The sequence below is a fragment of the Pseudomonas quasicaspiana genome (genome assembly GCF_021147825.1).
GTDB lineage: Bacteria > Pseudomonadota > Gammaproteobacteria > Pseudomonadales > Pseudomonadaceae > Aquipseudomonas > Aquipseudomonas quasicaspiana.
This window is the reverse complement of sequence record NZ_JAGTPI010000012.1, coordinates 25060-39266: the sequence shown is the minus strand read 5'-3', so window position 1 is coordinate 39266 and position 14207 is coordinate 25060. Positions and strand designations below refer to the sequence as shown.

Genomic DNA, 14207 nt, shown 5'->3' with positions numbered 1-14207 from the left:
CGACACTTTGCGTAGGGCCTTTCCTAAAGCGCTTTGCGTGCATTGAGCGCTCGCCGCTCATCAGCCACTCTCCCGCCCCTCGCTCAGGGTCGGGCTTGAGATTACACGCTCCGCCATCTGGATCCTGGCCTCTACTCGCCAGCCCAAGGCAGGAGCCTGCATGACAAATCCTCACATAACGCCGCGTGGCCACATGGCCAATCTGGTCGCCAGGGCTAAACCCGCCGAGGCACCCGATGCTGGCGGGTTTTGTCCGCTGATGAGTCAGACCTTACAACTGTTGCCGGTGCGTTATGGCCTGGTGGAAGACCTCGACCCGTCTATCGAGATCGCCATGCCTTACAAGTTGCAGGCCTTGCCTTTGGGGTTTCGTCTGTTGCGGGACGGCTATCTGTACATCATCGACAGCGCCACCGGCCTGTTACATGAGTATCAGATAACGAATGGCTCCGTGACTGCGCTGTTGTTCAAGGGCGATCACGTCAACAAGGATCGGCGCGCTGACGTGATTGAAGCTGATCCAGCGCTGGCGTTTTCTCGCTGCAGCGTTCTGCACGTCTCTTTTTCCGAGGTCCAGTGGACGGCCTTCAAATGCGCACAGGTGCTCAAGGTCGCCACCGAGCGCGAGTACTTCATGCAGCGCGTCAGCTTTGAAAATATTCAGCGCGGCGATGCCAAGGATCTGTTCGACGACCGTAAAATGGCCGTGTGGCTGGCGGAAAGCAGCGGCAGTTGGGCGGACAGACCGGACGACACTTCTACGAAGATTCCCTACGACTGGGAACACACACCGCTGTATCGCCAGACCATTCTTGAAGAGTTCACCAGCCAGATCACCACCGCTCATAAGCGTGACTTCCTGTTTCTGGCGGTTAGGGATGACGTTGGGGTCATGCGCGATCTGGCGCAGTATCAGGATCAGGTGGTCGGCCAGATAGATGCCTGGGCGAAAAGCGGAACCGAGGAAGGTCAGGTCGAGCGTGACTACCTGCTGGGCTGCTACATCGAATCGCTCACTCAGATCAGCGCCGCCGGTCTCAGCGAGCGGGCAGAGGCGGATCCGGCGCTCCAGGCGCTTTTGGATGATCTCGAATTACTGGCAGAACCCGAGCGCAGTGATACGCGTAAAACCCTGCTGGAAGTGATGACTGAGGACAACAGCAAGCATCCCGCGCCACGCGTGGAAGACCCGGGGTTACCCGCAGACCTGAAAGCCAGACTCGAACTGATACCGCCCAGCACTGATCCGGCGAACATGTATGCCGGGCATGGAACCCGGCTGCAAGCCCTTCAGCAGTATTACCTTGAGCAACGCTTCACTGACACCAGTTCCGCATTTATTGCCCGACATCGCCAGCCTCTCTGGCGACTCTATCGCCAGATGGACAAGCGTACGAAGGAACTGCTCCATGGCGCAAAATTCGGTCAACGCGGCATCAACGACCTTATCGATCGTCAGCGCATGGATGCCTTCCTCAAGAAGCAACGCGAAGTCCTGCAGCCACTCAATGAACTGCTGGAAAAGATCACCCACGACCGCGTCGAACTGCTGATCAAAAACCGCCTGCATCGGGCCATCTGGTACTACGACTTTGAGGACAATGAGCAGGTCGACCACGCCGCAATCACCGAATACGCCTGCCTGAAAGACATCTGCCGCAGCGACTACGCTCTCGACAAGGTACTCGTCTGGCTCAACCTCAACCCGGCCATGTCCCGCCCACTGTTCTATGCCGCGCCCCTGAGCGCGCAAACAGAGCTGGGCGTGCAGTTTTCCTACTTCATCAATGCGGGCTGGTTGCTGATAAAAGAGGCCCCCGATTCGCTGGAGCGTCTCCAGCAATGGGGGGCCGGGGTTTTACTCAACACCAAACGGCTATCGTCGAGCACACAAGTCAACATCGCAGCCGCCTGGGGCACCCTTGCTCCAGCTTTGCACATGGGCATCCAGCAGGCCTTGCAGGCGTTTTTGCAGCAGATGGACAAAGGCCAGTTGCCCGGTATGGACGCCCTGTTTCGCAGCCTGCCCAAGGCTACGGGCGTCACCATCCTCGACGCAGCACGACGAGAAAACGTCGCCTTCCAGATCGCCAGTGCCGAAGATCTGAAGGCATTGGGAGAGACCGTCAAAGCGGTACAAAAAGAGCGCAAATACCTGCGCTATCTGAACAACGAAGCACAACAATCCCGAGCCAGACATGCTCTCTGGCACACCAGTACCGCTGCCGAGAACCTCAAGCTCTCCCGACAAGCCACCCAGCAACGGTTACGTGGCCTGGAGGAGCAACTGGCCAAAGCCATGAGTCCGCTGGCCGACCTGCCTTCGGACGCGACACATCTTCAACCGGCCTCATCGGGCAAGCCTGGGTTAGCGCTGGTGTTTCCGGCGCAGCAGCATCAAGAGATTAAAACCGTGCTGGATAACTATCGGCGCGGAGTGACGGTTGCGCCGAAGGCCGGGTTGCTGGGAGATGGGGCGGGGTTATTGGTGTTTGTGGCGCAGGTGGTGAATTTTGTACAGGTGAAGCATGAAATGAACCTGCAACCAGAAGACGCTAAAAGCTGGGCGCCGTTTGTAAGTTCGCTTGCAGCCACCGTCGCCGCAGGCTTTGGCGCAGCACAAGGTATTGCAGACACGGCTCTCAGTGCTCACGCAACAGTACTAGCGAAAAATCTGCAGAAAGCTGAACTGTTGGGCGTGCATGTCCAGATGGGGAAATTGCATATCGGGCTTGGCATGGTTGGGTATGTATCTGGAACGGTGGCCGCCGCAATGAGTTTGTATAGCTCCCACAAAAGTTGGTCAGACGCCGTACGCAATGGCAATAGCGATGCCCAAACCGGCGCCGCGGTCAGCATGCTGGGCAACAGTGGTTTTCTCGCTAGCAACAGCTATGGCTTCGCTCAGTCCACTCAAGCCTTCAGGCATGTACTCGCCACTGAAGCTGGCTCCTCAGCCCGAACCGCCGCATGGGCTCTGGCAGGCACACGCCTCTCCACCGTATTTTTCCGCTTCAACGTAGCCGGGATTTTATTTACAGCGCTGGAACTGTCCGGTAATTGGTTCTACAACCGCAACAACCTAAGCCGCCATGATCGCTGGTTGCTCAGCACACCCTGGAGCCAGGACGCCGAACGACGTCGTTCGCTATCTCTAAACAATTACCAAAAAGAACTGCACGATCATATTCAGGCCCCGCGCATGGAGATTGTTCCGTCGAATGACGACCCGAGCAACCCTAAACCCAGGCTCTTCCTGCTGCACTTTCCAAAGCTGTCCGCTGATGATCTAGCGCTACCTATCGGCAGCTACGCCAGCGGAGCCTTACTCAAAATTGGAGGCTATCAGATTGTTCGGGCCCAGCACGGACGCGACTACAGCCCCGAACAATGGACGCCTTTAAAGGAGAGACTGCAAGAAAGTTTTCAGCTTTATCAAGAAAACCCGTTGATTCTGCGGCTGACAGATATTAGTGGACTGCTCACCTCACCCACTCCAGGACGCTGCGACTTCACGCTGTCAATACTACTGGGCTATCGGACACAGGAAGGCCAGTACGAAGGCCATTCATATGACGTGCGTTTTCAACTTACCGGTGAGATCGGCGACTTTCCCGCAGTTGATATTGAGCATCAGGGAGATCAGTGCCCTCACTTCGGTATCTACCTCGCGACCATGCCGTCCGGGAAGAACTAAGATGGGAGAAATAGCCCCTGACACACCGCCACCGATCCATCATGCACCTCACGCGGGTATGCGAGAAACCTTCCCGACAGGCCAGATCGTATACCTCGCGCCATTGCCATTGCCCACAGACCTGCCCGCTCAAGATTACGGACACGCGGTCGGTGAAATGAACGATACGTATCTGGACTTCGGCGTTGGGCTACCCGCAGTGTTCGCTTGGCAGATGGGTTTAGGAACACCGTTTTGGGCCATCTGGTTTTTTGGCCTGTTTGCAACCGCACTCGTGTGGCTGATGACCATCGCAGAAGGTAATGGCGCAGACATGGCCACAAAGCTTGCCTTGGACTACATGCCATACGGTTTTCAAGTAGGTTCATGGGCGGCAGCTGCCGCACTCACCCTCTACCTCATCATCACCTTCAACCACCTCAACAAATACCACGAAGTCATCCCCACCCGCTTCAACCGTCAACGCCGCGAAGTTTGCTTCGTCCCCAACGGCCAAACAGAGCCCATCTTCGTCCCGTGGGAATCGCTATCAGCTTGGGTCGTTCAGGCACAGTCAGTCACGCAGTACGGCATGGACATCCGCTACGCCATGGGCGTCGGGTTTTATCATCCGCCCCACGATGAGCATTACAGCCTGGAGTTTTTCTGTGCCGGGTTTGATCTGGCGGTGTGCAACTGGGAGGCGATTCGGGCGTACATGGAATATGAAGTTCACACCCTGAAGGAAATTCAGGACCCGCTTGAACTGCAAAACCCTGGCGACCCGCCGCATGAAGGACTGCATACGTTTTACAACGCACGGGAGCGGATGCGACGTCGGCGCAAAAATCGCGAGGTGGGGTTCTTCTATCCGTTCTGGTGGTACACGTACCACGTGCTGACCTTGTGGACGTTGCCCAACTACCTCACCGAATGGGAAATCCGCCACATCAAAAGCATCGGCCGCGCTGCCATACCTGAAGCGATGCAAAACTGGTCAGAGCCGTTACCCGCCGAGCAATGGGCGAGGCCCAGTGAAAAGTTAAAGCGCATGACCCAAGCGGTCAGAACCCTGCACACGCAAAAGCCCAGTCAAAACATTGCAGCACGGTTTACCGAGGTACAGCAGACAGCCCCCCTGTAGGAGCTCACGAGCAACGCGAGGCAGCGATGGCGGCCTGTCTGCCCCCATCGCTGACCTCATAAACTCGGTGTCCCCTACAAGTTTCCCGCTCCAGCGATCTCTGCCGCCATCGTCGCAGCGCGATCAACACGCTCCAGCGTGCTCAGCTCCGAACGGACGGTCAGCAACTCAGCGATGTCCGGGTGCTGCTCCAGCACGTCATCCCCCAGAAAACCGAAAACGTTGGCGTACAACCAGATCTCCTGCTCGGTCTCAAAACCTCTTTTGATGGCAGAGTGAGCAAGCTGATGGATGTGTTTCAGGCGCTGTTCAGAGGTCAGTTCTGTCCGGTAATCGGGGGAAAAACGCTGCATGTGCTGGTAAAGCTCACCCATGGATTTGTTAAAAGCCACGCCTTTCAGAGCAGCCCATTGCGCGTCGCTTGCCATAAATGATTTGTCGTACTGCGGAATGTACTTGTCGCCGGGGCGTTTGAGTTGTATCCATCCATCACGGGTTGCGGCGCTGACGATAACCTCCTGGCAGGGGCCAAAAAGGTCTGGTCCCGGATTACGCTCTGCTGCAAATAACGCATGCGCCACTGCAGGGTCAGAGATGCGTAAATACATGTCTTCGCCTTGGGGCGGCTTGAAACAGGTCAGCCAGCGCACATGAGCTAACAGGTCATCCCACGAACCATCACTGACCAGCAGATACCCCCACAACTCCTGAGTGTGAGCCAGAAACTGCAAAAGAACCGGATCATCAGCATCATGCAAGCGCACCAGACACGGTGAAAGCCGACTGATTTCAGCCCAGCGGGTCTCGTGATAAAGCACGCTCACTCTCGGTTCCGGATTCCACTGGTACAGGCGTTGAAGCAGGTTTTTGACCTGAATGGCATCGAGTAAAAGCCCGACCGTCTTATCCCAAGGGAAATCGTCAGGTAGGGAAGATTGCACAGAGTGCTCGCTGTTCATGACAGCGCCTTCCTGGCGTCAGCACACACTTGGCAAAACGAGACACCTCGTTCGATAGCATTGAGTTGTACATCTGGAATCAAGGATGGATTCGCGGGCAACGCCACTTGGGGTATCAACACCGCAGGCAAACCAGGAACCGCAGGCATTCCCGACACTGGAACACCGCCAAGTTGAATAGGCACACTGCTGAAAATCCCAGCCGGACTGATACTTATCCACTGCCCACCTGCCTTGATCGTTGCGTTGAGCCCCGCATTGATCACTACGTCCACTTTTGAGTGCAGATGCACTTGTGTGGCCGCACTGACCAGATGATTCGCGGCGCTGATGTGCTGATTACCGACCACCGTCAACGAGTCATCGGCCAGCACCTGGGTTTTGCGTGCCCCATGGGTAAGGTGGTGTTCTTCGCCATGCAGCTCGTGGCTGGACAGCCCGGTCACGTTCACCTTGCGCTGGTTATCCACCTGGATCGACTGATCGTTCAGCACATGCTCAGACCAGTTGCGTTGAGCGCGGATGGAAATGGACTCGGCACCTTTGCGGTCTTCGATGCGCAGTTCGTTGAAACCTGCGCCGCCTGGGCTGCTTTGGGTCTTGAGCACGGTCTGGGTGTTCTGCATAGGCAGGTTCAGCGGCGCTCGCGTACCGGCATTGGGCAGACAGGCCTGCACGTAAGGCTGATCCGGATCAGCATCGAAGTAACCCACGATCACTTCCATGCCGACGCGGGGAATCATCGTCGTGCCGTATTGCTCATGGGCCCAACCAGTGGCGACCCGCAGCCAGCAACTGGAATGCTCGTTACGCGAACCTTCACGATCCCAGAAGAACTTGACCTTGATCCGCCCATAGTCGTCGCAGTAGATCTCTTCGCCGGGCGGACCTGTAACTACCGCATGCTGGCTGCCTAAAACCCTGGGTTTGCGGTGCTTGAGCGGTGGACGAAACGGCACCTTCCCGGGGATGGCTTCAAAACGATTGCGATAACCTTGGGTAAACGCTCCCGATGCCCGAGACGTGGACTCCTCCAGCACCTGCGGCTGTTTACCCTCATGGAACACCGACGTCAGCAGCCATTGCTGGCTCCACTCCGGATTAGGATGCGTTAGTTCAAACAAGTGGCCACTGACCAGCGCACTTTGATCACTCGAACCATTGGCCAACTGGACATCACTGCGGTTTCGCTCAAGCGCCTTTTGCGCTTGCCGAGCGCCAACACTCAGGTCGGTAAACGGCGCGGGATACTGGTAATCCTCCAGCTCCTTACGACCATCGCCGCCCGCACTGCTGAGCAGGTCCACCTGAGGCAATTGAAAGTGATAGGCCTGATGGCTGGCCTTGGCCGAGCGCGTGGCGAGTCGCACGTTGAATCTGTTGATAACCGACGCGTCTGCAACCTGTCCGCTGCTCTGCACATACGCAACCGCAGGCTTGAGTACCGGCAACTGAATAGGGTCGTCTGCAAACACCAGTAAATGTTCGTCAGGGCTGTGCTGAAAGTGAAAGTGGATGCCCTCTTCTTCGCACAGCCTGCGCACAAAATGCAGGTCGGTTTCCTGATACTGGGTGCAGTAATCGCGGGGTTTGCAGGGCTCGCGCAACCGGAAAGCAAACCCATTGCTGAAGATCGCGTGATCCTTGAGGACCACCGCGATGATTTCCGGAACCGTCTTGCCCTGAAAGATCCGATGATTGCTGCGGTGTTCCAGACGCTTGAGGCTGGGCACCAGTTGAATGAAATAGTGGGTAAAGCGTTTGCCGGAATCACCCTGAGCGATTTCGCCGATCTGGCCGTGAAGGCCATTACCGTCAGCGTCGAACCTCAGAAAGGCCAGTCGGTGCAGCAGGTCTTCCAACTGGAGATTGGCCCGCTCGCTGACCAGTTCGATACGCACACTGAACGGACGGCTGATGGATTCCTTTGCGGTAAAGGCCAGCACTCGAAAGTCATGCTCAAGCCCGGCTATTTCCAGCGTGAACGAAGCGCGGTTGGCGGGGTTGAACATGAGCAAGTCCTTGGCCTGAATAAAAGGCGGGACTTTGCTCCTAAGCGATAAAAGTGTCAGTCAGGCTTAAGTCGTTTGATCTGTGGGACGTTTCTGCAAATGTAATCCCAACGCTTCTGCTTCGAAGACCGGGCAGGCCACTAACTATCTAACACCCCCACCCACCCCACTCCTGATTGATTGAACTCAAAGCGGTACCTCCTCCGGGCCGCACTTTTACACCTATCAATCATTCAGGATTATTGACCCTTATGTCACAACTCACTCCGCTCCCCCCAACACCGGCAGAGACCCTGCCATTGGCATCTGGCGCCTTGCATCGACTCAGTGCCCTGGACATCACGTTCGCCGAGGAGCTCAAGTCTTTGCCCAAAGCCAGCGCCGCAATCATTGAAACGCTTGGCGGGCAGGACGACTCGGCCAAAGAAACCAAGGTGGCTGCGCTGCTCCAACAGCTCGACGATTTCTGGCAAGCCCCCAGCGCCAAAGGTCCAGTTCGTAAAGCACTGTTCATTCAGGGCATGGAGCAGGCACTGCGCAACGAGGTGATCGTCAAAAACCACGAGCGCCATCTGGACCCGCAATATGCTGCCTGCTTACCCCTGCCAACGGTCAGTAAACAGATCGGCCGTTCTCTGGAGACGTTCACGCTGCATGTGCAACTCAATGACAAGACAACCATTGAGATCACTGGCGCGCTGGTGTTCATTTCAATCACAGGCCTGACCTTGCTGGTCTTGCCCGGCCTGGGTACGGAGGGTTTCGCAAGCCGCACCGCCTTTGGCACAACGCTTGTTCAGTGGCTCAACAACGATGTGTTGCGTCATGCGCTGTTCAACAATGCCCAGCAGCGCGACCAGCAATTACTGGAGACGATCACACAGGATCCGAGCCTCTATCTGGAGCCGTTTAGCGCTGCCGACCTGCAACTGCAACCGGTCACCGGCAGTCCCTTTGCCCATGCTTTCGAGCGCCAACTCCACAAGCAACGCAGCGATGTGCGCCATGCCTGCCTCAATGCCAAGGCAACCGACAGTAAAACGATCTCTGCACGAATCGCGGCGGCCATGGACATGCAGGGGCTGTTTGGCCCCGGAGCCATGCTTGCACAGCGCGAAATGGCTTACTGGGAACGCCAGCAGCGCAGGAATCTGCCCCACTGGATCAAGGTCGCCAGCCAGGACGACCTCAATCAATATCAGCAACGCCTGACCCATTACGAACAGAGCCGCACGGCATTGCTCAGCGCCCTGGGTGGCGCAACTTCCCATGAGTCCTTCGCCAGAATACGGCTGCGCGCTCGCATCGCTTCCGACCTTGGCTACGATCTGGAACCCGAGCAGATCATGATCACGACACAACGCCGACTGGCAATCACCGGCGAACTTTATACGACCCGGCGCTCGCTGCTGGAAATGGCACTGTACGGGCTGCATCCCGGAGACACGGACGCCAGCTCGGCATTCCAGATGCTGAGCACCTTCCGCCTGAACGGCACGCTGATGCAAACGAGCCATCCACTGCTAACCCACGCTTACGTGGCGAAGCTGGTCGACGATCTGAATCTGGGCACTGTATTTCGCGAGTACCAACAAACGGTCTACGCAACTGAGCACAATCAGCAACTGATGCGCGACCTCACACGCAAGCAGGTAACCGCTCTGGCCTACGCGGCAAAGATGCAGGCGCATATCCTGGCGGACGATTTCGCGATCATTGAGCAGATCGAGACGGATGCAACGGGGCAGACCACGCCAAATCTGCAAGTCCAGCAGATCAAGCTTGATGACGGCGACATTCTGGGCGGCATGCTGATTTTTCGTAAAAACGATGCCCAGGGACGCCTTGAGCGGCTGATCATGTTCGCTGCCGATGCGCCGAGGGCACAACGTTTTCAAGCCTTCGACAACCAGACTCAACTCACCCACGAACTGGTCAGCTGGACCACATCGCCTGAAATGAGCCGTTATTTGCTTAAACAGGTGCCAGCGTCCAGCCGTGAAAATCTCGAGAAGCGCTTCGCCGCCCTGCGCCTCAAGCCTTACCCACCCGCCAACTACGTTCAGCTAATCACCCGCAGCCACTACAATCAGGCCCTTGGGCAGTTCGTGCGCCAGCATGTGCGAGTGGCCGCCGCCGATCAGGCGCAACGAACGCCGGACTGGTTCATGCGCGCCAGCCTCGCCGAGCGACAGGAACTGCTAGCCCTGGAAGATGCGATAGCCGGCGCCACAGAAAACTTCCACGCAAAACCGCCGACCCAGGCGCAGGATTTCGAGGATTATGTTCATCAGCGCGCCAGCAAAAAAATCAGCGAGTTACTGGGTGTGGCTGAAGGCAGCGTCGATCCGGACCAGATCATCATCACCTCCCAGCGCGAAGTACTGAGCTACACGCAGATGTTGCGCAACGGCTATGACGATACCCTTGGGCTGCTCAGCAGCAGCGCCGACACCGAAGCAACATTCAGTGGCCCGTCGTCTATCGATCTGACGCCACTGACGCCGCAAAAAGTCGCACGCTCGGTACATGGCAAGTGGCTCAGCGACGATTACATCAAGCTGGTCAGGGATACCCTGCTCGATCCTGCCTCTCCCGGTTACGACCATCGCCGGCGCAGCAGCCTGCAGATCACCGTACTGCAAATGAAAGCGGCTGCACTGCGTGGCTATCTTAAAGGTCAACTCGACTCAAAGCAGTACCAGTGGCTCCGGTTATCCATCAGCCATCTGCACCGGACCGACAGCCCGGCGCGGCTTCTCTATCCGCTGCACACCTTGCAACTGCGCCTGGAAAACCCGCTGATAGGCACCGATATTTCCAAGGTGGGCGAAGTCGTGAACGACCTCTATAACGCGGTTTCACCTGGCAGGGTCGAGCTGATTCAGGTTGAAACCGTTCAGGGTTGTTATTTGTTGTCATCCGCCGACGCGACCCAGGCAACAATGCTTTACACCCCGCAGGCACCGGATGGTCTTGAGTTGCGCCTGTTGAGCGACTTCAAAAGCTCGCTCTCAACCTCCGGCATGATCGATTACTACAAAGACCGCTGCCGGATTGATGCACGCCGCAAACTGTCGTTCTTCCTGCGCGACATGAGAGAAGGCGGAGAGAGCAAACCGCCGGTCATACCGCGGGATGCAGTGAACGACTTCCAGGATCTCTGCTTCAATCGCCCCCTCGAGCGCCAACTGCGCGATGTCGAGGACACGACCACTGGCCGCAGCGATATGCTGGCGAAACTGGCCTGGATAACATTCGAGCTGGTCGCCACAGTGGTAACGCTGCCCTTCCCGCCGGCCAGCTTTGCGGTCGGCGCACTGCTTTCCCTGCGCGACAGCATGAAAGCCCTGCAAGCCTTCGCCAATGGCGACCGGGAAACCGCCAGCGCCTATATTCTCAGCTCACTGTTCAACAGCCTGGGCGCAGCCGGGGATTTGTCAGCTGGCATGAAAGGTTTCGGTGCATTGCGCCAACTCGGGCACAACGGCAAACATGCGTCAGTGCTTCCGGCCGCGAAAAACATCACACGCGTCCCCACCCAGGCGGACCTGCATCCCGTGCACCTTGAAGGGGAGACCTTCTGGCGCAGCAAGCCAAACGCGAATGGCCATGCATCGGTGTACCACGTGAACAGCGATCTTTCCAAAGCCCCACAACCGACCGGAGAGTTAGCCCGGCGTGACCTGGACGGTGCATGGCGCCCCTTGGGCCAGCCTGTCGGCCAGTCGACCGCCCTGAACGCAGACGGCATAAAACAGGGGATCGCCGTGAACATTTCACTGAAAGATACGATCCCGTTGTCGTCCGGCCACGCCAATGGCGTCAGTCTGATCAATAACAAGTATTACATCGAACTCGGCACTCAGGTTTTCGAAGTCCACTTCGATGCGGGAGCGCGCTGCTGGAACATCATCGACCCGCAAAATCCGTTCGCCTTCTTCGGCAAGCGTCCGGTACGGCTGGATGCTCAGGGCAAATGGCAACTCCTGCAGCGACACAATCTGCGTGGCGGGATGGACGATACATTCAGGCCGCTGGTGAGTGAAACCGCGACAACCGCCGACCCCATTACCAGTGCGGTAGTGCCCTATGAACTGCCACTGCAGTTACGCCCACATTTCAGCATTCTCAGTAATACCAGTAACACGATGGACGCACTGGGGCTGGATCTTGAAGACTATTTCAATGCTGTTTTCAGAGAGGTACGCTCCAGATTCTCAGCCCAACGAGACAAACTCTACCTTGATGCGCAGGCATTTTTTACGTCGGCCGTTCCGGCACCACGTCCGGTGTTACCTACCCTGGACGTGAACGCCGGAGCCATCGGGCTGATCAGGAAAGTCTTCGAAAACAGCAACGCGATGGTTATCAGCGAGGCCCCAAGGTCGCTCGCCAGCAAGCGTCTACTCATCGAAAACATGGCCGCGCTGGCTGAACAGGACGTGAAGGTTTTGTACATTCAGCATCTGTTTACTGATCTGCATATGTACAAACTGGAGAAATACCGAAAGTTGGGGGCCAGAAGCAAGACAGGCTCAAGTGACCTGAAATTCTGGCTGGAAGAACTCAACGGCGGCGCACTGAGAAACCGCAGCAAGGAATATGATTACTATCACTTGATAAAGACCGCGCACCGCCATGGCCTGGAAGTTCGACCGATCAGCTCTTCGGTCAGCTACCCACTGCTCAATAATCCGGTGGCAATCGCAGCGGGCGACCTGGCGACTGAACAAAAAATGAGCAACTTCTTCGCACATACAGTTATAAGCGCCGACGTTGCGTCTCATCCATCACGCCGCTGGGTGGCGTTACTCGACCAGAAATTTGCCAATACGTATCAACAAGTCCCTGGCATCGCCGAGCTGCAAGGCGCGATCAGCGTACGCGTACGCGAAGTGCCCCTCGGTCGACCGACCGTTATCAGCCGGGAGATTGAAGAAACCGGCACTGCGTTTGGCAAGTCCGATTTCCGGATCGAAATGGCCAACCCGCTGATCCAGGATCAAGGCGCATCAAGCCTGGCTACAGCACTGACGCAATCGCCGCCCAGCCGACTGGATGACGCGCTTTATCAGCAAATGCATAGAAAATTCAGGGGCGAACTCGATAACCCTTACACGGGCAAGCTAGGGTTTGAGTGGAATGACGCCAGCGGCTGGCAACCAGTCGACGTGCAACACTGGCCCGCTGAAACGCCACCTACGGCCCTGCAACTGTCCTTGCGGGACACCGCCTATTCGATGCCCGCAGAAACACGAGACACCCTGCATGAATTGATCAATTTCGAGAACCGTGGGCTGGACTCGCGTTACTTCAGCGCCAATAAACAGCACTCGGTGGTCAGTGACCAATTCTTCAATCTGCGCCACGCATTGCAGAAAGATGCCCGGACCATCATCGTCAAGGAGTTACCGGCTCGCCCAACCATGCCAGCCGTTGCACCGGGCATGAGCCATGGCGATTTTCTCGAAGACCTGTATCAGCATGCCGATGGCGTGGTCATTGGAGAGGTCCATTCCTCCATTGCCAGCAAGAAGCTGATCATCGACAACTTGCCGTTACTGTCCAGACAAGAGGTAAAAACGCTCTACATCGAGCACCTGCTCAGCGACGTCCATCAGGCAGACCTGGATCGTTTCGTCGACACCGGCTACATGAGCAAAACCCTGCTCCATGACTTGAAAAGGATGGACCGAGGTCATAACACCGATGTCGACGGCGTTTACACCTTTGAACAGCTGATCACCAAGGCGCGCGGTCAGGGCCTGGAAATCAGGGCTTTGGACTGTGCCGCCAGCTACTACCTCAAAGACCTGGAAAGTCTGGCGCCGACTACTCGGCAACAGATGTTCAGCCACTTCGCTTCGCGCACAGTGCGCAAACATCAAGAAGTCATGGGGGCCCACAAGTGGATTGCACTGGTCGGTAACAGCCATGCCAATACGTTTGAAAAAATTGTCCCGGGACTCGCCGAGCTGGAAGGCGGTATCGGCGTACGAGTGATCGATGTAAAGCCCGGTCAGGCTCGAGGCATCTCGATAGACCCAGGAGAGAAGGTGACCGATACCTTGAGCAGTCAACAGAGCTTCATCAAAAGTGACTTTCGGGTAGAGATGGAAACCTTCAAACCCGCCGTTGCCGTCCGACCTGCGCAATCGTTGCCTGTCGAGGAAAGACTGATCAGGCCTGGGATGTTTTTCGTCGAAGAGAGTGAAAACAGCCTGCCTGTGATCGTCCATCGCGCACGGGACAATGCCATTCATCGCACGCCGGTGAAGGTCAACGCACAAGGACAGGTTTATGTGGAGCGAGCCACCTGGACCTCGGTCAACCTGAAACCTTACGCAGACATGGACGCGCTGATAGTAGGGCTGGAGGAAATCAATCTGACGCGGGTTGCGTGAGACGCGATG

The 14207-nt window shown here is 56.8% G+C and carries 5 protein-coding genes; 3 read left to right on the top strand and 2 right to left on the bottom strand.

The features are described 5' to 3' along the window. The first annotated feature begins 160 nt into the window (after positions 1-160). Entirely contained in the window at positions 161-3697 is a 3537-nt protein-coding gene (locus KDX30_RS10220) for a toxin VasX (protein ID WP_231675677.1), read from the top strand. 109 nt (positions 3698-3806) lie between these two features. Further along, positions 3807-4820 (top strand): hypothetical protein, encoded by a 1014-nt coding sequence (locus tag KDX30_RS10215; protein WP_231675676.1) that lies wholly within the window; start codon positions 3807-3809, stop codon positions 4818-4820. A 74-nt stretch (positions 4821-4894) separates the two neighbouring features. Here the strand turns inward: KDX30_RS10215 and KDX30_RS10210 are convergent, their stop codons facing one another. Together KDX30_RS10210 and tssI are read right to left on the bottom strand one after the other, a co-directional pair. Beyond that, positions 4895-5779: a DUF4123 domain-containing protein gene (locus KDX30_RS10210; protein WP_231675675.1), complete on the bottom strand. Its 885-nt coding sequence runs from the start codon at positions 5777-5779 to the stop codon at positions 4895-4897. Next, the gene (tssI, locus tag KDX30_RS10205; protein WP_231675674.1) at positions 5776-7791 is read right to left on the bottom strand and encodes a type VI secretion system tip protein TssI/VgrG; all 2016 of its coding nucleotides are present in this window, start codon (positions 7789-7791) and stop codon (positions 5776-5778) included. The genes KDX30_RS10210 and tssI overlap by 4 nt, the downstream gene beginning before the upstream one ends. Before the next feature lie 251 nt (positions 7792-8042). On the opposite strand from tssI, the gene KDX30_RS10200 reads away from it, so the two are divergent. Next, positions 8043-14198 (top strand): membrane-targeted effector domain-containing toxin, encoded by a 6156-nt coding sequence (locus KDX30_RS10200; protein WP_231675673.1) that lies wholly within the window; start codon positions 8043-8045, stop codon positions 14196-14198. The last annotated feature ends 9 nt before the right edge of the window (positions 14199-14207 follow it).

What these genes read in the sequence shown, in the direction of transcription:
- KDX30_RS10220 (WP_231675677.1), top strand. Translation starts at nt 161, where the DNA reads ATGACAAATCCTCACATAACGCCGCGTGGCCACATGGCCAATCTGGTC.
- tssI (WP_231675674.1), bottom strand. Translation starts at nt 7,791, where the DNA reads ATGTTCAACCCCGCCAACCGCGCTTCGTTCACGCTGGAAATAGCCGGG.
- KDX30_RS10200 (WP_231675673.1), top strand. Translation starts at nt 8,043, where the DNA reads ATGTCACAACTCACTCCGCTCCCCCCAACACCGGCAGAGACCCTGCCA.
- KDX30_RS10210 (WP_231675675.1), bottom strand. Translation starts at nt 5,779, where the DNA reads ATGAACAGCGAGCACTCTGTGCAATCTTCCCTACCTGACGATTTCCCT.